We start from the raw sequence: 20,902 nt of genomic DNA on the forward strand, positions 1-20,902 counted from the left end.
TTTCATCTGCAAAATCCGCTTGATCGTGAGGCGCTTGGCCCTGGGCCGAATGCGGGTGCGTAATCCCTTTGTTTGAGCGTTCACGGTGCTGGCTTCCCATTCCCCGAGGACGTGACGCAACACATCGGCAGCCGTTGTGACCCCAGCGTCGGCACAGGCAACCTTCACCCGGATTCCCGTTTTATCAAACTACTTATATAATTGACGTTCGAAAAGAAAACGCTGCGCTTCGTCGGTTCGAGCCTGGACGATCTGAAGAACTTCCCGGCGGAGGCTCGTCGGGAAGCGGGCTTCGAACGGGATGCGGTGCAGCGAGGCTTGATGCCTTCCGAATTCAAGCCGATGCTGGCGGTCGGAGCGGGCGGCCCGCCGTTACAGGCTTGTCGAGGAGTAAAGCGTGATGAAGACCGAAGCAATCGTTGAGTCCTCGGGCAATGTGTTTGCGGATCTGGGCTTTTCGCGGGAAGAGGCTACGCTGCTGGCAATGCGCGCGGAGTTGATGGCGCACCTGCGCGAAACCATCGCCCGCAATGGCTGGACACAGGCGCAGGCGGCGCAGCATCTGGGCGTGGGCCAGTCCAGGGTATCGGACCTGGTGCGCGGCAAGTACGACAAGTTCAGCCTCGACATGCTGGTGACGCTTGCGACCCGCGCCGGGGGACGTGTGGAGCTGGCGGTGTGCTGACCCGCACCGAAGCCTCCGCAGGTTACGCCCCGGAGTTCGTGCTGAGAAACGCCGTCGAGCAGGCGCAGCTTTCCGATTCATGACTGCGATCAGCTCATTCAAGCTCGTCTAGGGAGCAGTTCGCATCCGACAAACCAGACGCCGAAGTCTGAAGTTTACATAATGCACATTATCACGCTTTTACATGACTGGCCTCCCGTCTCAGAGCCGGGTACGAAGCTCTTCATCCTACGTACCAACACGAGTACCCTCTTGAGCCTGCGGTTCTTTTGAAGATGACGCGTGGGCACTTCGCCGAGGCACAATGGGTCGGCCGCACTGTAGTTGGTCTGCTTGACGCGGAAGTTGCAGACTTCGATGTATCGCCATATGCAAGGATGAGAAAGCAATGAACCCCGACCTCGATCAGCGCATCACCTTCAATCCCCGCCAGTGCGGCGGCCAACCTTGCATCCGGGGAATGAGAATCCGCGTGGCCGACATCCTCGAGATGCTTGCACAGGGCGCCGATCAGGCTGAAATCCTGGCCGACTTCCCCGACCTGGAGCTGGCAGACATCATGGCCTGCCTGCATTTCGCCGCGAAACGCGCAGCCATCGCGAGACTGGCGGCATGATCTTCTGGCTGGATGCCCAACTGCCACCCGGCCTGGCGCCGTGGCTTACCGAAACGTTCGGCGTGGAGGCCTGCTCGATGCGCTACCTCGGTCTGCACTCAGCCGAGGATGCAGAAATTTTCGATCGGGCGCGAGCCTCGGACGATGTCGTGTTGATCAGTAAGGACAGCGACTTCATCGAGCTGATCACACAACGGGGAACGCCCCCGCGGATGCTTTGGGTGACGTGCGGAAACCTGACGAACCGGCGCTTGCGGGAGGTTTTCGAGCGCCTGTTTACCGATGCGGTTGCGCTTTTGCGGGCAGGCGAATCCATCGTTGAACTGGGAGATGCGTGAATTCCCCCTTCGGAAACGCCCTGCTTCGGCTCGGCGTCTTTTTACGCCTGACTACTTGATTCGCGATCCACGAAAAAACAGAACTTCCTTCCGTGGAAGCACATAAATCCGATTAAGCCTTTGATTTTCAAGTGGTGCGGGGAAAGAGACTCGAACTCTCACGCCTTGCGGCGCTGGAACCTAAATCCAGTGCGTCTACCAATTCCGCCATCCCCGCGTTGCTCGCCGATGCAAAAACGGAGCGCATTATACACAGCAGGTTCGCTCTGGTTTTCGGCGGTCCGTCATGGCGGTGCCTGCTGCGGCCTCCGGATTTCGCAGGCCTGTTCTCCGGCGGCCACTCCCGGTCGCCGGGTCCGTCACTCCAGAATTTCGCGCAGCATTCTTTCCACCCCTTGCCGCCAGTCCGGCAGGTGCAGGCCGAACGCCTCGCGCAGATGCCGGGTGTCGAGCCGCGAATTGAGCGGGCGGGCGGCGGCGACCGGGTAGTCGGCACTGGCGATCGGTGCGATTTCTTCCACTTTCAGCACGGCGCCGAGGCGGCGTGCCTGCTCGATGACGAAGCTGGCGTAGCCGTGCCAGCTGGTCTCGCCGCCGGCGGCGAGGTGGTAGGTGCCGCAGAGCGCGGAGTTGCGCAGCGTGGCGCGGATCGCATGCGCGCTAACGTCGGCGATCAGTTCGGCGCCGGTGGGAGCGCCGATCTGGTCGGCGATCACGGTCAGGCGTTCGCGCTCGACGGCCAGGCGCAGCATGGTGCGGGCGAAGTTGCCCCCGCGCGCGCCATGGACCCAGGAAGTGCGAAAGATCAGGTGGCGGCAGCCGCTGGCGCGGATCGCCTCCTCGCCTTCGAGCTTGGTCCGGCCATAGACCGACAGCGGGCCGGTGGGAGACTCTTCCTGCCAAGGGCGCTCGCCGCTGCCGTCGAACACGTAATCGGTCGAGTAATGCACCAGCAGCGCATCGTTGCGGGCTGCCGCCCGGGCGAGTACGTCGACCGCGGCGGCGTTGATCGTGTACGCCAGCGCCGGTTCGGCTTCGGCCTTGTCGACCGCGGTGTAGGCCGCAGCGTTGACGATGACGTCGGGCGCGAGCCCGTCCACGGTGGCGGCGAGCCCGTCGAGATCGGTGAGATCGCCGCACAGCCGAGCGCCCTCACCCGGCCTCATCCCCTCCTCCACGGCCCCGCGGCGATCGAGCGCGATCAGCTCACCGAGCGGCGCCAGCGCGCGCTGCAGTTCCCAGCCGACCTGGCCGTTCTTCCCCAGTAGCAGGATCCTCATCGTCCGGCCTCGCGCGCCGCGTAGTTGCGCGCCACCCAGTCGCGGTAGGCGCCGCTTTGCACGTTGGCCACCCAGCGCGGGTTGTCCAGATACCACTGCACGGTCTTGCGGATGCCGGTGGCGAAAGTCTGCGCCGGTTTCCAGCCCAGCTCGTGTTCGATCTTGCGCGCATCAATGGCGTAGCGGCGGTCGTGTCCGGGGCGGTCGGTGACATGGGTGATCAGGCGCGCATGGCTGCCGGCGGCATCCGGGCGCAGCTCGTCGAGCAGCGCGCACAGGCTGTGGACGATGTCGAGGTTGGTGATCTCGTTCCAGCCGCCGATGTTGTAGGTCTCACCCACCCGGCCGCGCGCAAGCACGGTGCGGATCGCACTGCAGTGGTCGCCGACGTACAGCCAGTCGCGCACGTTGAGGCCGTCGCCGTAGACCGGCAGCGGCTTGCCGGCGAGAGCATTGACGATCATCAGCGGGATCAGCTTTTCCGGAAACTGGAAAGGGCCGTAGTTGTTCGAGCAGTTGGTGGTCAGCACCGGCAGACCGTAGGTGTGGTGCCAGGCGCGCACGAGGTGGTCGCTCGCGGCCTTGCTTGCCGAATACGGGCTGTTGGGCTCGTAGGTTTTGGTTTCGGTGAACGCCGGGTCGTCGGGGCCGAGCGAGCCGTACACCTCGTCGGTGCTGACATGCAGGAAACGGAAGGCTTCGCGCTCGCCTTGGGGCAACGCCGACCAGTAGGCGCGGGCGGCTTCGAGCAAGGTGAACGTGCCTTCGACGTTGGTGCGGACGAAAGCGCCCGGGCCGTGGATCGAGCGGTCGACGTGACTTTCGGCGGCGAAATGCACGATCGCGCGCGGACGATGCGCGGCGAGCAGGCGCTCGAGCAGCGCGCGGTCGCAGATGTCGCCGTGGACGAAGCGGTGCGCCGGATCGCCGTCCACGCTCGCCAGGGTCTCGAGGTTGCCGGCATAGGTCAGGGCGTCGAGGTTGAGCACCGGCTCGCCGCCGCCAGCAAGCCAGTCGAGAACGAAATTTGCACCGATGAAGCCGGCGCCGCCGGTCACGAGGATCACGATCTTGCTCCTGCCCTGATGGGAAAGGGGCGGATTATCGCACCGCGAATGCACCGCGTCGTGAACGCCGGGCGACAAAAGCAGCGCAGCGCGAGCGGCAGCGGCGGCCGGCGCTACATCCCCAGGCGCTCGGCGTAGCCGGTCATCTCCAGGTAGCCTTCACCGATTTCGACCTCCCTGCCCTGCGCTTCGGCCTGGTACAGGCGCACCGCGCCTTCCCAGTAGATCGCCCCGGTCGACGCCCGGCTGTCGAGTTCCTGGTCGTCCATCAGCGGGCGCAGCAGCAGGCGGCGGCCATCGTCCAGTTCGAGTGCCCACTCGACCGGATACTCGGTTCCGGTGCGGGGCGAGCGCCAGTGCCGCAGCGGCGTGAAGCGCAGGGCGCCGGGAGCGAACGTGCGCCGCTCGCCCCCGGCGCCGGTCCAGGTGCCGGCATGCCACAGTGCGCCGCCGGCGTGGTCACGCATCTGGAACGCCATCAGCGAACCACCATCGTGCAGGTTGATCCCGATCCAGTCCCAGCCGCGCGCGCTGGCGGGCAGGATCTCGCTCGACCATTCGTGATCGAGCCAGGCATGGCCGCTCACCGCGAACGCGGCCCCGTCCAGGCGCAGGCTGCCGCGGACTGCGAGCTGCGGCCGGCTGTAGTAGTAGCTGGCGTTGCGCGGATCGGGCGCCTTCTGGCTGAAGCCGTGCTCGCCGTTTTCCACCGGAGGCTGCGCGGTGGCGAACTCGAGCTCGAAAGCGAAGTCCTCGGCGCTGATCCGGCTGCGATAGAGCCCTGTGCCGACAGCGTGCAAGAACCAATCGTCGAGCTGCACCCCAGTGTGCCCTTCCCGCGCTTCGACCAGCCCGGAATAGACGCGCGCCGCCCGTTCGGCATGGCGCAGGCGGCCGCTCGCCGGGTCGGCGATGGCGGCGTGGGCGAGGATCAGCTGGCGCGGAGCGAAGCGGCTGGGGTTGTCCTCGCCGATGCGGGTGCGCACGCGGAAGAACGTGAGCTGAAAGCCGCGCTCGGACCCGGCGGCATCGCGCAGCCAGCCGGTGATGTACCACCATTCGGTGCGGTAGTCGGGGTGGGCGCCGAAGTCGCGGGGAAAGGACAGCGCCTGGCCGCGGACGACAGGCGGATAGGCCGCCTCGGGCGCCGCTTCGGCATGCACCGTACCGGCTGCCACCAGCCACAGCACGATCTGGAGCGCGGCCCGGAGCGCGGCCTGGAACCGCCCCCGCAGCGCTCCGGACAGCATGGGCGACAAGCACTTCGTCTCTTTCACGGTTCCCTCACCAGTCCGCCTTCACCGCCAGCACGGCCGAACGCCGCATCGCATGGCCCCCGGCAAGGCGGGCGACAAGCGCCGCAAGCCCGATCAGACTCACCGCGAACACGGCCAGCGCAGCCCAGGGTACGGCCAGCTCCATGCTCCAGTGAAAGCTCTGGCGGTTGATGACCTCGATCAGCACCCAGGCGATCGCACCGCCGGCGATGAGGCCGGCGAGCACGCCGAGCCCGGCGGTGAGCGCCCCCTCGGCGGCGATCAGACGGCCGATTTCGGCGCGCCGCAGGCCGAGATGGCGCAACATGCCGAACTCGCCCTGGCGGGTGGTGGCAAGCGCGGCGAACGTGGTGGCAATGCCGAACAGCCCGATCAGCACCGCCACCGCCTCCATCAGATAGGTGATCAGGAAAGTACGGTCGAAGATCCGCAGGCTGAGCGCGCGGATTTCACCCGGCAGCGCAATCGTGAAGTACGCGCTGCCGAACAGGGCGCGCAGGGTACCGGCGACGGCCTGCGGATCGGTGCCGGGGTGGACGCGGAGGGCGGCATCGTTGACCCGGGTATCGCCGGTCAGGGCGATGTAGTCACGGTGGTCGATCAGCGCCGCACCGTGCTGGCGGGCATAGTCGCGCCAGATGCCGGCGACCGCGAAACGCCGCAGGCGGCCGCCCAGGGGCAGTTCGAAGGTGTCGCCCGGTTGCAGGCCATGGCGATCGGCTGCCGCTTCCGAAACCCACACCGGCGGCGGCCCGCCGGCCGGCGCATCGAGCGTGCCGGCGACCAGCGGCAGCCCCCAATTGCCGCCTACCGGGCGGGCGAGCACGCTGAACAGCGGCTCGTCCGCGGACAGCCGCAGATTGACCAGGCGGGTGGTGTCGACGCGGGCGACGCCCGGAATCGCGGCGATCCGGGCCAGCGCCTGGGGATCCAGATAGCCGCTGTTGCCGGTGGAAGAGGCGCGCAGGTAGAGGTCGGCGGGCAGCACCTGGGTCAGCCACTCATCGACCGACACCCGGAACGAGCTGACCATGATCGCCATCGACACCGCCAGGGCGACGCTGGCCACCACGCCGGCGCCCGCCACCACGGCCTGGCCGGGCATGGTGCAAAGGCGGGCATGCGCGAGCCGCCACATTACCCCCTGCCCCCGGCGCAGCAGCGGCAGCACTGCCCGGGTCAGAGCCGGCAAGGCCATCACCGCGGCGACCAGCACCAGCGCCACCGCGGCATAACCGCCCAAGGGGACGCCGCCGACCGGCGGCGGCAGGCAGGCGAGCGCAGCCAGCGCCAGCAGCGCAACGGCACTGCGCGCACGCACCCGCACCGGCATCAGCCCGGCACGCTCGCCCTCGCCCGCGCGCAGGGCGTGGGCGGGCGGCACCCGCGCCGCTTCACGCGCTGGCAGCCAGGTTCCGGCCATGCCGGCAAGCACGCCCAGCACCAGGTAGCCCAGGCTCAGCACCGGGTCGAAGTGCAGCGCCGGCGTCAGCCCGCTGAAGAAACCCGCCCCGAGATCGGCGCCGACCAGGCGGAAGGCGAGTGCGGCCAGGGCATGGCCGACGATGACGCCGGCCATGCCTCCGATCAGCCCGACCACGGCCCCTTCGGCGAGCAGCCCGCGCACCAGCTGGCGCCGCACCAGGCCGAGGGCACGCAGCAGGGCGAATTCGCGCCGGCGCCGGGCCACCGACAGGAGCTGGGTGGAAAACACCAGAAAGCCGCCGGTCAGTAGCGCGATCGCCGCCAGCATGGTCAGATTGACCCGGTAGGCACGGGTCAGCGTCCCGGCCTCACCGGCAGCCGCTTCCGGCCGGCGCAATGCAAGGCCGGGCGGCAGCAGCGGTGCCAGCGCGGCAGTGGCGACCTGCGGCGTGATCCCGTCGGCCAGCTTCAGATCGATGCGGCTCAGCACGCCGATGCGCTCGAAATGCTGCTGTGCGCCGGCAAGGTCCATGACGCCGAGCACCCCGCTCGCGCCTGGCAGCGAACCGGCCAGGCGCAGCCGCAGCGACTCGAGCCCGGATTGCGCGAGCAGGGTCGCGCCGTCGATCGCGGGCGGCTGGAGCGTGCCGTCCGCGGCCCGCAGCGCCTGCGACAGCTGTGCCCGCGCCTCGTCGGTGACGAACAGCGCATCGGGCTGCAGTGCGGCGAGGTGGTTCCCGCTTTCGTTGGCAAGCGGCAGCAATGCGGGCTGCACCCGGGCGAGGCGGAACAGGTCGATGCCGAGAATGCGCAGGCTGTCGCTGCGCCCCGGCAGCCGGGCCTCGATTTCCAGCACCGGGCTGGCGGCGGCAATTTCGGCGCGCAGCGCGAGCACCGGGTAGATCGCTTCATCGAAGCCCTCGCGCGGCCCGACCAGCTGCAGGTCGGCCGCACCCGCGAGCAGGCGCACGCCGCGCCCGAACTCGTCGAGCGCGGCGCCGTGAATCAGCTGCACCGCCAGTCCCAGGGCCACCCCGAGTGCGATCGCGAACAGCGACAGTGCCGTCGCCAGCCGCCGGCGCAGCAGGCTGGCAAGAAAGACATGGCGCAAGCCGGCGCGGGAGGTCATGCCGGCTGCACGGCGTCGAGCGCGCGCAAGCCGTTCGGCCCCAGTTCCAGCACCCGGTCGGCACGGGCGGCGGCGAGGCGCGAGTGCGTCACCAGCACGCCGGCGGCGCCGCTGTCGCGGATCTGGCCGAGGAGCAGGTCGAGGACGTCGGCCGCGCGCCCGGGGTCGAGGTTGCCGGTGGGTTCGTCGGCCAGCACCAGCTTCGGCCGGTGCACGAGGGCGCGGGCAATCGCCACCCGCTGCAGCTCGCCCCCCGACAGCTGCTGCGGCGCGTCGCCCGCGCGCGCGCCCAGGCCGACGCGTGCAAGCATCGCGCACGCCTGCGCCTCGGCCTGCACCTCCGGCACCTGCAGCAGCCACAGCGGCAGGGCGACGTTCTGCATCAGGTTCAGGTGCGGCAGGATGTGGAAGGCCTGGAACACGAAGCCGTAGTGGCTGCGGCGCAGGCGGGTCATCGCATCGTCGTCGAGGCGGTCGATGCGCTGCCCATCGAGCCGGATCTCGCCGCCATCGACCGCCTCCAGGCCGGCGATGCAGTTGAGCAGCGTAGACTTGCCCGAGCCCGACTCGCCGACGATCGCCACGCATTCGCCGTCGGCGACCGCCAGCGACAGATGCTCGAACAACACCCGCGGCGGCGGGCCGGGGAGCGTTCTGGCGAGTTCGGTCAATTGCAGCATGGCATCCCCGGCGGTCCAGGCGGTGAAGCACGCATTGTGTCATCCATGGGGGCCAAATGGAGCCTCCTGCCGCCGGCAGGGCCGCCATCCGGCGAGGCGGACGCCGGACCACGGACGGTCTGCCGCCACCTCCCCGACGAAAGCGGCCGAATCCGCAACAAAGGAGCTGAAGGGTATACTCCGCGGCCTCGTGACCCTCCCCGCAGGCCTGCACCGGCCTGCGATGAACGCCCCCTCTCTTGCTCCCTTCGATGCCGGTCGAGCACTACGAAAACTTTCCCGTCGCCTCCTTTTTGCTGCCGGCGCGCTTGCGTGCGCCGGTGGAGGCGATCTACGCCTTCGCGCGCAGCGCCGACGACATCGCCGACGAAGGCGATGCCCCCGGCGTCGCCCGCCTTGCCCGCCTGCAGGACTACCGCCTCGCGCTCGAAGCCTGTGCTCACGGCATCACGGTAAAGGACGCCGCGCTGGCGCCGATGTTCGAGCGCCTCGGGCATGCGATCCGCACCCACAAGCTGCCGGTGCAGCCCTTTCGCCACCTTCTCGACGCCTTTGCCCAGGATGTCGGCAAGACCCGCTACCGCGACTTCGACGAGCTGCTCGATTACTGCCGGCGTTCCGCCAACCCGGTCGGCCGCCTGATGCTGTGCCTGTACGGCGCGGCCACGCCGGACAAGCTGCGCCGCGCCGACGCGATCTGCACCGCCCTGCAGCTGATCAACTTCTGGCAGGACGTCGCCATCGATCTCGCCAAGGGGCGGATCTACCTGCCGCAGGACGACATGGCGCGCTTCGGAGTCGACGAAGCCGCACTCACCACACTCGCCGCGCTGGCCGAGGACGCCCGCCGCTCGCCACGCGCCGGCGCGCCGGCACCGGACGCCACCGGCTGGCAGGCGCTGATGGCCTTCGAAGTGCAACGTGCGCGCGCGATGATGCTCGACGGCGCCGCGCTCGCGCGCGAACTGCCTGGGCGCATCGGCTGGGAGCTGCGCCTGGTGGTGCTGGGCGGGCTGCGCATCCTCGAACGGATCGAGGCGGTTGATTACGACGTTTTCCGGCGGCGCCCGAAGCTGGGGGCCGGCGACTGGCCGCGGCTGGGCTGGCGTGCCCTCCATTACGGACGACTGACATGAACCCGCACGACTACTGCCAGGACAAAGCCGCCCAGAGCGGCTCCAGCTTCTACTACAGCTTCATGTTCCTGCCCGCCGAACGGCGCCGGGCGATCACCGCCCTGTACGCCTTCTGCCGCGAAGTCGACGACGTCGTCGACGAATGCCACGACCCCGCGCTCGCGCAGAGCACGCTCGAGTGGTGGCGGCAGGAAGTCGACCGCATCTACGCCGGCACCCCCACCCATCCGGTCGGCCAGGCGCTGCAGGAGGTGCTCGGCCGCTTCCAGCTGGCGCGCGAGCAGCTGCTCGAGATCATCGACGGCATGGCGATGGACCTGACCCAGACGCGCTATGCCGACTTCAAGGCCCTGCAGCTCTACTGCTACCGGGTGGCGAGCGTGGTCGGCCTGCTCGCGGCGGAAATCTTCGGCTACCAGGACCGCCGGACGCTGAAGTACGCCCACGATCTCGGCATGGCCTTCCAGCTCACCAACATCATCCGCGACGTCGGCGAGGATGCCCGCCGCGGCCGCATCTACCTGCCGGTCGACGATCTGCAGCGCTTCGGTGTGCCGGCGAAGGACCTCCTCGAGGCCCGCCATTCGGACGCCTTCCGTGAGCTGATGGCATTCCAGGCCGGGCGCGCCGAGCATTTCTACGATCAGGCCTTCGCCCAGCTGCCGAAAATCGACCGCAAAGCCCAGCGCCCCGGGCTGGTCATGGCGGCAATCTACCGCACCCTGCTGCGCGAGATCGCCGCCGACGGCTTCCAGGTGCTCGATCGCCGCACTTCGCTGACGCCGCTGCGCAAGGTGTGGCTGGCCGGCACCACCTGGTTCAGGGGCTGAGGGCGATGAGCGGGCCCGCGGTCGCCGTCATCGGCGCCGGCTACGCTGGGCTGGCGTGCGCCGTGGAGCTGGCGCGCGCCGGCGCGCGGGTGACCGTGTTCGAGCGTTCGCACACGCTCGGCGGACGCGCCCGGGTGGTACACAAGGACCACCACTGGCGGGTCGACAACGGCCAGCACATCCTGCTCGGCGCCTACTCCGAGCTCACCCGCCTGCTGCGCCTGTGCGGCGTGTCGCCGAAGCAGCTCGCCCACCTGCCGCTGACCCTGCACGTGCCCGGCCGCCTGCGCCTGCAGGCGGCGGCGCTGCCTGCCCCGCTGCACCTGGCGGTCGGCCTGCTGCGCGCGCAAGGGCTGAGCTGGGCGGACCGGCTGGCGATGCTGCGCCTGATGCAGTGGCTCAAGCGCCATGCCTTTCGCGTGGCGCCGGGCATGACCGTCGCCGGCCTGCTGCGCGAAACCCGGCAGACGCCGCGGCTCGCAGCGCTGGTGTGGGAGCCCTTGTGCGTGGCGGCGCTGAACACGCCGCTCGCCGAAGCCGACGCCCAGCTCTTCGCCAACGTCCTGCGCGACAGTCTCGCCGCCGGCGCAGCGGCAAGCGAACTGCTGATTCCGCGCACCGACCTGTCCGAGTTGTTTCCGGTGCCGGCGGCCCGTTACCTCGCCACCCGGCGCGGCCGGCTGCGCACCGGCAACGCGATCGAGGCGATCCGTCCGGTCGCAGGCGGATTCCGCCTCGAAGGCGACCCCGGCGGCCAGCCCTGGCCCCAGGTCGTGCTCGCCACCGCGCCCTACCACGCCGGCGCCCTGCTCGCCTCCACCGGCGCCTGCGACCGCCTCGCCGCACAGATCGACGCCCTTCCGCACGAACCGATCGTCACCGTCTATCTCGCGCTGGGCAAGGGACAGCGCCTGCCCGAGCCGATGATCGGCCTGGTCGGCGGCACGGCGGCCGAACCGGCGCAATGGGCCTTCGACCGCGGCCGCCTCGGCGGCCCCGAAGGGCTCGTCGCCTGCGTCATCAGCGCCCACGGCGCGCACGAGGCGCTGGCGCGCGACGAGCTGATCCTCGCCGTCCACGCCCAGCTCGAGCGCCTGCTCGGCCGCCGCCTGCCGGCGCCCGAATGGGCGCAGGTCATCGTCGAAAAGCGCGCCACCCTCGCCTGCCGCCCGGGCATCGTCCGCCCCGCCATCCGCACTCCACTCCCTGGGCTGTGGCTGGCCGGCGACTACATCGACTCCGACTACCCGGCGACGCTGGAATCGGCGGTGCGCTCGGGCGTGGCCTGCGCCGCCGCCATCCTCGCAAGAATCCGCAATGGCACCGGAGCGTGATCACCGGATTCGACGATCGGCCTATACTTCCGCCTCCCCACACCCCTCCGACACCGATGAGAATTCTCACCTACGCCGGACTCGACGTCAGCCGCGTCCGTGCCGCCTACGACAAGGTCTGCGCCGCCATCGCCAGAGGGGATTTCCGCGCAGCCCAGGTGAAGAAGCTGCGCCATGCCTCCCCGCATGGGGCCTACTACCGCGCACGCCTGAGCGACGCCGACCGCCTGCTGTTCACCCTGCTGCGCCACGGCGACGAAGTCTGTGCCCTGATGCTGGAGGTGATCGCCCACCACGCCTACGACAAGTCGCGCTTCCTGCGTGGTGCCGCCATCGACCTCGACCAGCTCGACGAGGGCGAGGACGCGCTCGCCGAGGCCGAGCTCGCCGCCGTGCGCACGGCACCGCCGATCCGCTACCTGCACCCCGAGCATGGAACCGTCCATCTGCTCGACAAGCCGCTGTCCTTCGACGACGCCCAGGAAGCGGTCTATCGACGCCCGCCGCCCCTCATCGTGGTCGGCAGCGCGGGCAGCGGCAAGACCGCGCTCACGCTGGAAAAACTCAAGCACGCCGAAGGCGAGGTGCTCTACGTCACGCATTCGGCCTATCTCGCGCAGAGCGCGCGCGACCTGTACTACGCCCACGGCTTCGAGCATGCGGGGCAGGATGCGGTGTTCCTGTCGTACCGCGAGTTTGTCGAGTCGATCCACGTCCCGGCCGGGCGCGAGGCCCGTTGGCGCGACTTCGCCGCCTGGTTCGGGCGCATGCGTCAGGCCTTTCGCGGCCTCGACGCGCACCAGGTGTTCGAGGAGATCCGCGGCGTCATCACCGCGGCGGCGAGCGGGGTGCTCGGGCGCGACGAGTACCTCACGCTCGGCGTGCGCCAGTCGATCTTTCCCGCCGGTGAGCGCGGGCGGCTCTACGACCTGTTCGAAAAGTACCGCAGCTGGCTCGGCGAGGCCGGTCTCTACGATCTGAACCTCGTCGCCCACGCCAGCCGCGCGCTGGCCGCGCCGCGCTACGATTTCGTCGTCGTCGACGAGGTCCAGGACCTCACCCCGGTGCAGCTCGCGCTGGTCCTCGCCACGCTGAAGAAGCCCGGCCACTTCCTGCTGTGCGGCGATTCGAACCAGATCGTCCACCCCAACTTCTTCTCCTGGAGCCAGGTCAAGGCGCTGTTCTGGCACGACACCGAGCTCGCCCGCAAGCAGGAACTCGCGGTCCTCACCGCCAACTTCCGCAACGGCCGCGAAGCCACCCGCGTAGCCAACACGCTGCTCAAGATCAAGCACCGGCGCTTCGGCTCGATCGACCGCGAGAGCAACTTTCTCGTCGACGCCGTCGGCGGCGAGGCTGGCAAGGTCGCGCTCGTCGCCGACAAGGACGCCGCGCTCCGCGAACTCGACCGCTCGAGCCGTCAATCGACCCGCTTCGCCGTGCTGGTCATGCGCGACGAGGACAAGGCCGCTGCCCGTGCGCGCTTCGCCACGCCGCTGCTGTTCTCGATCCACGAGGCCAAGGGCCTCGAGTACGAGAACATCGTGCTCTACCGCTTCGTCTCGGACAACCGACGTGAGTTCGACGACATCGCCGCCGGCGTCGACCGTGCCGACCTGGCCGCCGACACCCTCGAGTACCGCCGCGCCCGCGACAAGGACGACAAGTCGCTGGAGGTCTACAAGTTCTTCGTGAATGCCCTCTACGTGGCGCTGACCCGCGCCACCCGCAATCTCTATCTGGTCGAGTCGGACACCGCGCACCCCCTGTTCGGCTTGCTGGAACTCGCCAGTAGCGGTGCTGCCCGGGTCGAGGCGACGAAGTCGTCGCTGGAGGAGTGGCAGAAGGAAGCGCGCAAGCTCGAGCTGCAAGGCAAGCAGGAGCAGGCCGATGCCATCCGCCGCGACATCCTGCGCCAGACGCCGGTGCCCTGGCCGGTAATCGACGAAGCCCGGCTGCGCGAGCTGCTCCAGAAGACCTTCGTCGACAAGGCGCCCGGCGGCAAGCACAAGCAGCAGTTGAACGAGTACGCCGTTTGCCACGAAGAACCGGAGCTTGCGCTGCATCTCGTCAATGACGCCCGCTTCGACGCCGCGGCCAAGTATACGCAGCAGCTCACCACGCTCGGCCGCAAGAGCTGGGTGGGTTATTTCCAGCGCAATTTCAAGGACATCCTCCGTCAGTGCGACCAGCACGGGGTCGAGCACCGCCTGCCGATGAACCAGACGCCGTTGATGGCCGCGGCCGCCGCCGGTAACGTCGCCCTCGTCGATGCCCTCCTCGAGCGCGGCGCGAGCCTCTCCACCGCCGACCACTACGGCTGGAGCGCGCTCCACTGGGCGCTGCGCGAGGCCTTCCGCGACCCGGCCTATGCGCGCGGCCCATTCGCCGCGGTGTATGAGCGCGTTGCCCCCTCCACTTTCGACGTCAACACCGGCGAGCGCCTCGTGCGCCTCGACCGCCATCACGCCGAATACCTGCTCTTCCACACCCTGTGGACGCTGTTCCGCAGTCGCTTCACCACCATGCTGCGCAAACCCAACAAGGCCGCCTTCGAGACCGCCGACATCCTCGAGGCCTGGCAGCACCTGCCCGCCGCGGTGCTGCGTCCCGAGCGCAACAAGCGCGCGCACCTGTCCAGCGTGCTGTCGCGCAACGAGGTTGCGCGCGACTACGCCTACAACCGCAAGCTGTTCCAGCGCATCGCCCAGGGCTGGTACCAGTTCAACCCGCAACTGGGGGTGCGGCGCGACACGCGCGAAGAGGACGGCGAAGCCTGGCAGCCGATCTTCGGCATGCTCAACCTGCCTTTGATCGGCGACTTCGTCCGCATGGACGCCTACCGCCCGCTCCACGCCCTGGCCCAGGCCGCCGGGGTCGCCGTGGCGGAGCTGCCCCTGCTCAAGGCGGGACGTATCCTTCAAGCCCGCGAGGCGCTGCAAGCCCAACAGGAGACCATGCGCCGGCGCGAGGCCGAACGCCAGGCTCCCGCCGCGGCCTCGCAACCCACCGCTGCCGGTCCCGCCGCCCCCGCGCCGTGGGGCACGCCCCAGGCCAAGGCGCAGGCGATCGAGCGGTTGCGCGCCGAGATCGCCGCACGCCATGCGGCCGAGCCAGCAGAGAAGAAATAGCCGTCATCCAGGATCGACGCCCACCACGACCGGCCGTGCCGGGGCGGGCGGGGCCAGGTGGTGGAGGATCGGGCCGAGCATCGCCGCCCCCAGGCGTTTGCTGCGCGCGCCGTCCCAGCCGACCTCTTCGTCGGGCAGCAGCGCATTGTCCTTGAACGGCATTTCCAGCGTCAGCGACACGCAGCCGAAGCGGTGCGCGACCCACTTGCTCGCCAGGCTCAGCAGTTCATCGCCGAAGCGCCCCGGCCGGTAACCTTCCAAGGTCTGGAAGTCGGGGCTCGCGGCGGCGAAGGCTTCGACGAAGCGGGCCTGCTGCGCCGCCATCGCGGCGGAAAAACCGGGGACTTCCTCCGCGGTGGAAAAGAATACGTAGGGCAGCGCCTCGTCGCCGTGGATGTCGAGGAACAGCGCGCAGCCGGTGCGCTCCATCTCCGCGCGCACGGCGAACACTTCCGGGCTGGCGGCGGGGTCGGGAGCGCGCCATTCGCGGTTCAGGTTGCGTCCCGCGGCGTTGGTGCGCAGGTTGCCGCGGACCGCGCCGTCCGGGTTCATGTTGGGCACGATGTAGAGCACGGCGCGCTCCCGCACCCGCCGCGCCACCGGATCGGCGCGCTCGAGCAGGCGTTCGAGCAGGCCTTCGACGAACCATTCGGCCATCGTCTCGCCCGGATGCTGGCGGGCGATGATCCACACCGGCACACGCCCGGGTGCCGGGCGGCCGACCACGACGAGGTCGAGGTCGCGCCCGTCCACCGTGCTCCCCAGATTGCGCACGCGGACATGGGGCGACTGCGCCACCCGGCCGAGGAGATCGAGATGGCGCTCGTGCGAATAAGGTTCGAAATAGGCGTAGTAGATGCTGTCGCGTTCGGGCGTGTGCTCGACGATCAGCGTGCCGTCCTCGTAGCGGGTGGCGGGGATGCGGAGCCAGTGGCGGCGGTCGTAGGAGGCCACGCAGCGATAACCCGGCCAGCCGTCCGGGTAGGCGGCGTCGGCGGCGTTGTCGAACACCATGCGCAGCGGCGTGCCGGCGGCGCCGGAGAGGCGGAAATGGAACCACTGGTGGAAGTCGGCGGCATTGTCCTTGCGCAGGCGCAGGTGGATGTCCTGCGGATCGTCGAGGCGGACGACCTCGATCGCACCGGAATCGAAGCACGCGCTGATCTTCATCGGTCTCACTCCTCGCGGCGGCGGAACACCAGGGTGTCGGCGTCCGACGCCGCGGCGGCGAAAGCGTAGCCTGCGCTGTCGAAGCCTTTCAGCGCCTCGACCTCGTCGATGCGCTGGCGGATCACGAAGCGGCTCATCAGGCCGCGTGCGCGCTTGGCGTAGAAGCTGATGATCTTGTAGCGCCCGCCCTTCCAGTCCTCGAACACCGGAGTCACGATCCGGCCGGCGAGCTTCTTGCGCTGCACCGACTTGAAGTATTCGTCGGAGGCGAGGTTGAGCAGGACGCGCTCACGCCCGGCCGCCTCCTCGCCGGCGAGCAGGCGATCGAGCGCGGCGGTGATGCGCTCGCCCCAGAATGCATACAGGTTGCGGCCGCGGGCGGTGGCAAGCTTCGTCCCCATTTCCAGACGGTAGGCCTGCATCAGGTCGAGCGGGCGGAGCACGCCATACAGCCCGGAGAGGATGCGCAGATGGTCCTGCGCCCAGGCCAGATCGGCCTCCGACAGGCTGGCGGCATCGAGGCCTTCGTAGACATCGCCGTTGAAGGCGAGCACTGCCTGCTTGGCGTTGTCCGGAGTGAAGGGGCGCGACCAGCTCGCATAGCGGGCGACGTTGAGGCTGGCGAGCGCGTCGGAGAGCGACATCAGCTCGGCGACCTGGGCCGGCGAGCGCTCGCGCAGCACCTCGATCAGTTCGGCGGCATCGTCGAGGAAATCGGGCTGGGTAAAGCGCGCCGTCGTCGGCGGGGTCTGGTAGTCGAGTGCCTTGGCGGGAGAGAGGACGAGGATCATGGGTTCTCTGGCGAATGAAAAAGGCAGCGGATACGGGCGGCGGCAATGTTAACGCGAATCGTGCGCCACCCCGGCGTTCACCCGGCGCGGCGGAACGGCAGATGGCGTGCCGCATCGTCGCGGTAGGCCGCGACGCCGGCCGCCTGGCGGGCGAGGTGGGGGGCGAGGATGCGCCGGATCGCGGGGTCCGGAATCCAGTGCGCGGAGCGCACCCGCTGCGGCACGAAGCCGCGGGCGATCTTGTGCTCGCCGCCGGCGCCGGGCTCGAAGCGCACCAGCCCCTCGCGCAGGCAGTAGTCGATGCCGCGATAGAAGCACAGCTCGAAGTGCAGGCTGTCGACCGCGCGGCTCGCCCCCCAGTAACGTCCGAACAGGGTGTCGGCACTGCGAAAGCAAAACGACAGCGCGACCGGAACATCGCCGTCGGAGGCGGTGAACACCACCATCCGCTCGTCCAGCGCCGCGGCCAGTGCCGCCAGGCATTCGGCGCTGAATGCGGCGTGGTTGCCGAAGCGCTCGAACGTCGACCGGTACAGCGCATGCAGCGCCGGCCACTCGCCGGCGCCGATTTCCCCGCCGTGGCGCACCTCGATGCGCAGCCCGGACTGGGCCGCGCGCCGCCGCTCGGCGCGCACCTTGCGGCGCTTCTCGGCGGAGAAGGACTGCAGGAAACCGTCGAAATCGCCGAAGCCGGCATCCGCCCAGTGGAACTGCACGTCGTCGGAGACGAGCAGGCCGGCGGCTTCGAGGGTGGCGACATCGTCCCCGGCGGCGAGGGCGACGTGCCAGCTCGACCAGCCCTGCTCTGCAACCAGGGTCTGCGCCGCGCGGATCAGCGCCCGCCGCACCGCAGCGGCGTCGGCGCTGCGCGGCGAAACCAGCAGCCTCGGCCCCGCGACCGGCGTGTACGGCACACCGGAGATCAGGCGCGGGTAATAAGCCTGCCCGAAGCGCTCCCATACCGGGCGCCAGCTCCAGTCGTAGATGAAGTCGCCGTGCGAATGCGATTTGAGGTACAGCGGCAGCAGGCCGACGACCCGGTCGTCCTCGGTCGCGAGCAGGTGGAGCGGCTGCCAGCCCGCATCCGGAGCGACCACGCCGCTGGCTTCGAGGATGCGCAGGAAGTCGGCGTTCAGGAACGGGTCGCCGGGCGCGGCGAGTTCGCCCCAGGCCTCGACCGGAATCTCGGCGGCGCTGCGGGCGATGCGGACGTTCGGTTTGTTCATGGGCGTGAAAGGGAAAGGGGAAGGGGAAGGGGAGCGGCGGATCGGTGACCCGATTCGACCGCGAAGCAGCAAAACGTTCCAGTCCCGCCCGGCAACGCCACGTCGCAGCCGGCAGCGATTCCCGACACGGATGCGAGGTGTCGGATGCGGATGGCCCGATTTGACACCTTTTGCCCGATTGCCCAACATGGACGCCCCCTCGTTCCCGGCATCGCGCTTTCCCTTCATGGTCCGCTCCGACGATCTGCTTGCCCGCTCGCTCGCCGCCGTCTGGCACCCGTGCACCCAGATGCAACACCACGAGGCCCTGCCCCTGGTGCCGGTCGTCGGCGGCGAAGGTGCGTGGCTGATCGATGCCGACGGCCGCCGCCTGCTCGACGGCATCAGCTCGTGGTGGGTGAACCTGTTCGGACATTGCAACCCGCGCATCAACGCCGCGCTCAAGGACCAGCTCGACACCCTGGAGCACGTGATGCTCGCCGGCTTCACCCATCCGCCGGTGGTCGAACTGTCCGAACGCCTCGCCGCCCTTACCGGCCACCGCCTGGGTCATGCCTTCTACGCCTCGGACGGTGCCTCGGCCACCGAGATCGCGCTGAAGATGAGCGTGCACTACTGGCGCAACCACGGCGAGTCCGGCAAGAACCGCTTTCTCAGCCTGGCCGGCAGCTACCACGGCGAGACCGTCGGCGCGCTCGCGGTCACCGACGTCGCCCTGTTCCGCGACGCCTACGCGGCGCTGGTGCGCGGCGGCGACACCGTGCCCTGCCCCGACGCCCGCCTCGCGGTCGACGGCGAATCGGCGGCCGAGGTGGCGCGGCGCGCGGCGGCGGCGCTCGAAGCCCACCTCGACGCCCACCACGCCGAGACCGCGGCACTGATCGTCGAACCCCTGGTGCAAGGTGCCGCCGGGATGGTGATGTACGACGCCGAGTACCTGCGCCTGGCGCGCGCGCTGTGCGACCGCTACCGGGTGCACCTGATCGCCGACGAGATCGCCGTCGGCTGCGGGCGCACCGGCACCTTCTTCGCCTGGGAACAGGCCGCCGCGCCCGGCGCCGCGGGCGGCTGGCCCGACTTCCTGTGCCTGTCGAAAGGCATCTCCGGCGGCTACCTGCCGCTGTCGCTGGTGCTCAGCGCGGATCACATCTACCAGGCTTTCTACGACGAGCGCACGGCGCGCGCCTTCCTCCATTCCCATTCCTACACCGGCAACCCGCTGGCCTGCCGCGCGGCGCTCGCCACCCTCGACATCTTCGCCGCCGACGGCGTGATCGAAGCCAACCGCAGCCGTGCCCGCCTGCTCGGCGACGCCGTGCGCGCGCGCTTCGCTGACCACCGCGCGGTGCGCCACCTGCGCCAGTGCGGAATGATCGCGGCCTTCGACGTCGCCGGCGCCCCGCCCGACTTCGCCCGCCGCTTCTTCGCCGCCGCCCTCGAACAAGGCGTGCTGCTGCGCCCGATCGGCGACACGGTGTATTTCATCCCGCCCTACATCGTCGATGCGGACGATATCGACCGCCTCACCGCTGGCGCGGCCGCCGCCCTCGCCGCGGCGCTGGCCTGAACCCGCCCCGCTGAGCCGCACATGAGCCTGCGCGACGACCTCCATGCCGGCCTCGCGGCGCTCGAGCGCGACGCCCTGCGCCGCCGCCGGCGCAGCAACACCCTGCCGTGCGCGCCGCGGGCGCAGGTCGACGGCCGCGCCCTGCTCGCCTTCGGCAGCAACGACTACCTCGGCCTCGCCGCCGAGCCGGCGCTCGCCGCCGCGCTCGCCGCGGGCGCGCAGCGCTTCGGCACCGGCGCAGGAGCCTCGCACCTGGTCACCGGCCACCATGCGGTGCACGACGAACTGGAAACCGCGCTCGCGCGTTTCGTCGGCACCGAGCGTGCGCTGTATTTTTCCACCGGCTACATGGCCAACAGTGGTGTGCTGCCGGCCCTGCTCGGACGCGGCGACGCAGTGTTCTCCGATCGCCTGAACCATGCCTCGCTGGTCGACGGCATGCTCCTGTCACGTGCCACGATCCAGCGCTATCCCCACCTCGATCTCGCCGCGCTCGACGCCCTGCTCGAACGCAGTACCGCTCGCCGCAAGGCGATCGTCACCGATGCCGTGTTCAGCATGGATGGCGATGTCGCGCCGCTGCCCGCGCTGCTCGAACGCGCCGCCCGCCACGACGCCTGGCTGGTCGTGGACGATGCCCACGGATTCGGCGTGCTCGGCCCACAAGGGCGCGGCACGGTCGCCGAAGCCGGACTCGGCGCTCACCCCGAAGCCTGGCGCATCGTGCTGATCGGCACCCTCGGCAAGGCCGCCGGCGTGGCCGGGGCCTTCGTCGCCGGCGACGCGACGCTCGTCGAATGGCTGCTGCAGAAGACCCGCACCTACATCTTCACCACCGGTGCGCCGCCCGCGCTCGCCCATGCGCTGCTCGAAAGCCTGCGCCTGATCGAAGGCGATGGCGGCGATGCCCGCCGCGCCCATCTGAACCGCCTGATCGCCCTCTTTCGCGAGCGCGCCCTGCTGCGGCGCTGGCGTCTGCTGCCTTCGCGCACGCCGATCCAGCCGGTGGTGATCGGCGACAACGACGAAACCCTGGCGGTATCGGCCGCGCTCGAAGCCGCCGGCTTGTGGGTGCCGGCGATCCGTCCGCCCACCGTGCCCGCCGGCAGTGCCCGGCTGCGCGTGTCGCTGAGTGCAGCGCATCGCGAGGACGAGGTGATCCGCCTCGCCGACACCTTGTGCGAACTGGAAAGGCAGGGCACATGAGCGCGCCCGCACGG

General features: G+C 69.5%; 18 protein-coding genes and 1 tRNA gene. 10 read left to right on the plus strand and 9 right to left on the minus strand.

The window, feature by feature from the left end; genetic code table 11:
* Positions 1-201 precede the first annotated feature (201 nt).
* The 4 genes from Tharo_RS10205 (at position 202) to Tharo_RS10220 (ending at position 1,639) form a co-directional block, all read left to right on the plus strand.
* On the plus strand, positions 202-423 hold the full coding sequence (locus Tharo_RS10205) for a hypothetical protein (protein ID WP_107221085.1): 222 nt from the start codon (positions 202-204) through the stop codon (positions 421-423).
* Positions 401-685, plus strand: a complete 285-nt coding sequence (locus Tharo_RS10210) for a helix-turn-helix domain-containing protein (protein ID WP_107221086.1) — start codon at positions 401-403, stop codon at positions 683-685. Before Tharo_RS10205 ends, Tharo_RS10210 begins: the two co-directional genes overlap by 23 nt.
* Before the next feature lie 388 nt (positions 686-1,073).
* Positions 1,074-1,301: a DUF433 domain-containing protein gene (locus Tharo_RS10215; protein ID WP_107221087.1), complete on the plus strand. Its 228-nt coding sequence runs from the start codon at positions 1,074-1,076 to the stop codon at positions 1,299-1,301.
* The gene (locus Tharo_RS10220) at positions 1,298-1,639 is read left to right on the plus strand and encodes a DUF5615 family PIN-like protein (protein ID WP_107221088.1); all 342 of its coding nucleotides are present in this window, start codon (positions 1,298-1,300) and stop codon (positions 1,637-1,639) included. Before Tharo_RS10215 ends, Tharo_RS10220 begins: the two co-directional genes overlap by 4 nt.
* A 132-nt stretch (positions 1,640-1,771) precedes the next feature.
* On the opposite strand, the gene Tharo_RS10225 is transcribed toward Tharo_RS10220, so the two are convergent.
* The 6 genes from Tharo_RS10225 to Tharo_RS10250 form a co-directional block, all read right to left on the minus strand.
* Positions 1,772-1,856: transfer RNA gene (locus Tharo_RS10225), tRNA-Leu, on the minus strand.
* A 142-nt stretch (positions 1,857-1,998) separates the two neighbouring features.
* Entirely contained in the window at positions 1,999-2,919 is a 921-nt protein-coding gene (gene rfbD / locus Tharo_RS10230; protein ID WP_107221089.1) for a dTDP-4-dehydrorhamnose reductase, read from the minus strand.
* The gene (gene rfbB / locus Tharo_RS10235) at positions 2,916-3,986 is read right to left on the minus strand and encodes a dTDP-glucose 4,6-dehydratase (protein ID WP_107221090.1); all 1,071 of its coding nucleotides are present in this window, start codon (positions 3,984-3,986) and stop codon (positions 2,916-2,918) included. The genes rfbD and rfbB overlap by 4 nt, the downstream gene beginning before the upstream one ends.
* Before the next feature lie 113 nt (positions 3,987-4,099).
* Positions 4,100-5,236, minus strand: a complete 1,137-nt coding sequence (locus Tharo_RS10240) for a lipocalin-like domain-containing protein (protein ID WP_107221091.1) — start codon at positions 5,234-5,236, stop codon at positions 4,100-4,102.
* Between the two features lie 34 nt (positions 5,237-5,270).
* On the minus strand, positions 5,271-7,817 hold the full coding sequence (locus Tharo_RS10245; protein WP_107221092.1) for an FtsX-like permease family protein: 2,547 nt from the start codon (positions 7,815-7,817) through the stop codon (positions 5,271-5,273).
* Positions 7,814-8,497, minus strand: coding sequence for an ABC transporter ATP-binding protein (locus tag Tharo_RS10250; protein WP_107221093.1), 684 nt, complete (start codon positions 8,495-8,497; stop codon positions 7,814-7,816). Before Tharo_RS10250 ends, Tharo_RS10245 begins: the two co-directional genes overlap by 4 nt.
* A gap of 251 nt (positions 8,498-8,748) precedes the next feature.
* Here Tharo_RS10250 and hpnC point away from each other — a divergent pair, with 251 nt between their 5' ends.
* The 4 genes from hpnC to Tharo_RS10270 are packed head-to-tail and all read left to right on the plus strand — an operon-like array spanning position 8,749 to position 14,928.
* Positions 8,749-9,633 (plus strand): squalene synthase HpnC, encoded by an 885-nt coding sequence (gene hpnC / locus Tharo_RS10255; protein ID WP_107221094.1) that lies wholly within the window; start codon positions 8,749-8,751, stop codon positions 9,631-9,633.
* On the plus strand, positions 9,630-10,463 hold the full coding sequence (gene hpnD, locus Tharo_RS10260) for a presqualene diphosphate synthase HpnD (RefSeq protein WP_107221095.1): 834 nt from the start codon (positions 9,630-9,632) through the stop codon (positions 10,461-10,463). Before hpnC ends, hpnD begins: the two co-directional genes overlap by 4 nt.
* A gap of 5 nt (positions 10,464-10,468) precedes the next feature.
* The gene (hpnE, locus tag Tharo_RS10265; protein WP_107221096.1) at positions 10,469-11,797 is read left to right on the plus strand and encodes a hydroxysqualene dehydroxylase HpnE; all 1,329 of its coding nucleotides are present in this window, start codon (positions 10,469-10,471) and stop codon (positions 11,795-11,797) included.
* A gap of 56 nt (positions 11,798-11,853) precedes the next feature.
* A complete protein-coding gene (locus tag Tharo_RS10270) occupies positions 11,854-14,928 on the plus strand; it encodes an ankyrin repeat domain-containing protein (protein ID WP_107221097.1) in 3,075 nt (1,024 codons plus the stop codon).
* A 3-nt stretch (positions 14,929-14,931) separates the two neighbouring features.
* Here Tharo_RS10270 and Tharo_RS10275 read toward each other — a convergent pair whose 3' ends face one another.
* From Tharo_RS10275 to Tharo_RS10285, 3 genes are all read right to left on the minus strand, one after another.
* Positions 14,932-16,098 carry a M14 family metallopeptidase gene (locus Tharo_RS10275; RefSeq protein WP_107221098.1) on the minus strand — a complete coding sequence of 389 codons (1,167 nt, stop codon included), beginning with the start codon at positions 16,096-16,098 and terminating at the stop codon, positions 14,932-14,934.
* A gap of 5 nt (positions 16,099-16,103) precedes the next feature.
* Positions 16,104-16,889 carry a peroxide stress protein YaaA gene (gene yaaA / locus Tharo_RS10280; RefSeq protein ID WP_107221099.1) on the minus strand — a complete coding sequence of 262 codons (786 nt, stop codon included), beginning with the start codon at positions 16,887-16,889 and terminating at the stop codon, positions 16,104-16,106.
* Between the two features lie 77 nt (positions 16,890-16,966).
* Positions 16,967-18,115 (minus strand): GNAT family N-acetyltransferase, encoded by a 1,149-nt coding sequence (locus Tharo_RS10285; RefSeq protein WP_107221100.1) that lies wholly within the window; start codon positions 18,113-18,115, stop codon positions 16,967-16,969.
* Between the two features lie 187 nt (positions 18,116-18,302).
* On the opposite strand from Tharo_RS10285, the gene Tharo_RS10290 reads away from it, so the two are divergent.
* Together Tharo_RS10290 and bioF are read left to right on the plus strand one after the other, a co-directional pair.
* Positions 18,303-19,682 carry an adenosylmethionine--8-amino-7-oxononanoate transaminase gene (locus Tharo_RS10290; RefSeq protein WP_245880876.1) on the plus strand — a complete coding sequence of 460 codons (1,380 nt, stop codon included), beginning with the start codon at positions 18,303-18,305 and terminating at the stop codon, positions 19,680-19,682.
* Between the two features lie 21 nt (positions 19,683-19,703).
* Positions 19,704-20,888, plus strand: coding sequence for an 8-amino-7-oxononanoate synthase (bioF, locus tag Tharo_RS10295; protein ID WP_107221101.1), 1,185 nt, complete (start codon positions 19,704-19,706; stop codon positions 20,886-20,888).
* Positions 20,889-20,902: the final 14 nt, after the last annotated feature.

It is taken from the genome of Thauera aromatica K172 (assembly GCF_003030465.1).
Classification (GTDB): domain Bacteria; phylum Pseudomonadota; class Gammaproteobacteria; order Burkholderiales; family Rhodocyclaceae; genus Thauera; species Thauera aromatica.

Bases quoted from the DNA above. Each gene is read 5' to 3' on its own strand.
- Tharo_RS10210 (WP_107221086.1), top strand. From the start codon at position 401: ATGAAGACCGAAGCAATCGTTGAGTCCTCGGGCAATGTGTTTGCGGAT.
- Tharo_RS10215 (WP_107221087.1), top strand. From the start codon at position 1,074: ATGAACCCCGACCTCGATCAGCGCATCACCTTCAATCCCCGCCAGTGC.
- Tharo_RS10220 (WP_107221088.1), top strand. From the start codon at position 1,298: ATGATCTTCTGGCTGGATGCCCAACTGCCACCCGGCCTGGCGCCGTGG.
- rfbD (WP_107221089.1), bottom strand. From the start codon at position 2,919: ATGAGGATCCTGCTACTGGGGAAGAACGGCCAGGTCGGCTGGGAACTG.
- Tharo_RS10240 (WP_107221091.1), bottom strand. From the start codon at position 5,236: ATGCTGTCCGGAGCGCTGCGGGGGCGGTTCCAGGCCGCGCTCCGGGCC.
- Tharo_RS10245 (WP_107221092.1), bottom strand. From the start codon at position 7,817: ATGACCTCCCGCGCCGGCTTGCGCCATGTCTTTCTTGCCAGCCTGCTG.
- Tharo_RS10250 (WP_107221093.1), bottom strand. From the start codon at position 8,497: ATGCTGCAATTGACCGAACTCGCCAGAACGCTCCCCGGCCCGCCGCCG.
- hpnC (WP_107221094.1), top strand. From the start codon at position 8,749: ATGCCGGTCGAGCACTACGAAAACTTTCCCGTCGCCTCCTTTTTGCTG.
- hpnD (WP_107221095.1), top strand. From the start codon at position 9,630: ATGAACCCGCACGACTACTGCCAGGACAAAGCCGCCCAGAGCGGCTCC.
- hpnE (WP_107221096.1), top strand. From the start codon at position 10,469: ATGAGCGGGCCCGCGGTCGCCGTCATCGGCGCCGGCTACGCTGGGCTG.
- Tharo_RS10270 (WP_107221097.1), top strand. From the start codon at position 11,854: ATGAGAATTCTCACCTACGCCGGACTCGACGTCAGCCGCGTCCGTGCC.
- Tharo_RS10275 (WP_107221098.1), bottom strand. From the start codon at position 16,098: ATGAAGATCAGCGCGTGCTTCGATTCCGGTGCGATCGAGGTCGTCCGC.
- yaaA (WP_107221099.1), bottom strand. From the start codon at position 16,889: ATGATCCTCGTCCTCTCTCCCGCCAAGGCACTCGACTACCAGACCCCG.
- Tharo_RS10285 (WP_107221100.1), bottom strand. From the start codon at position 18,115: ATGAACAAACCGAACGTCCGCATCGCCCGCAGCGCCGCCGAGATTCCG.
- Tharo_RS10290 (WP_245880876.1), top strand. From the start codon at position 18,303: ATGGACGCCCCCTCGTTCCCGGCATCGCGCTTTCCCTTCATGGTCCGC.
- bioF (WP_107221101.1), top strand. From the start codon at position 19,704: ATGAGCCTGCGCGACGACCTCCATGCCGGCCTCGCGGCGCTCGAGCGC.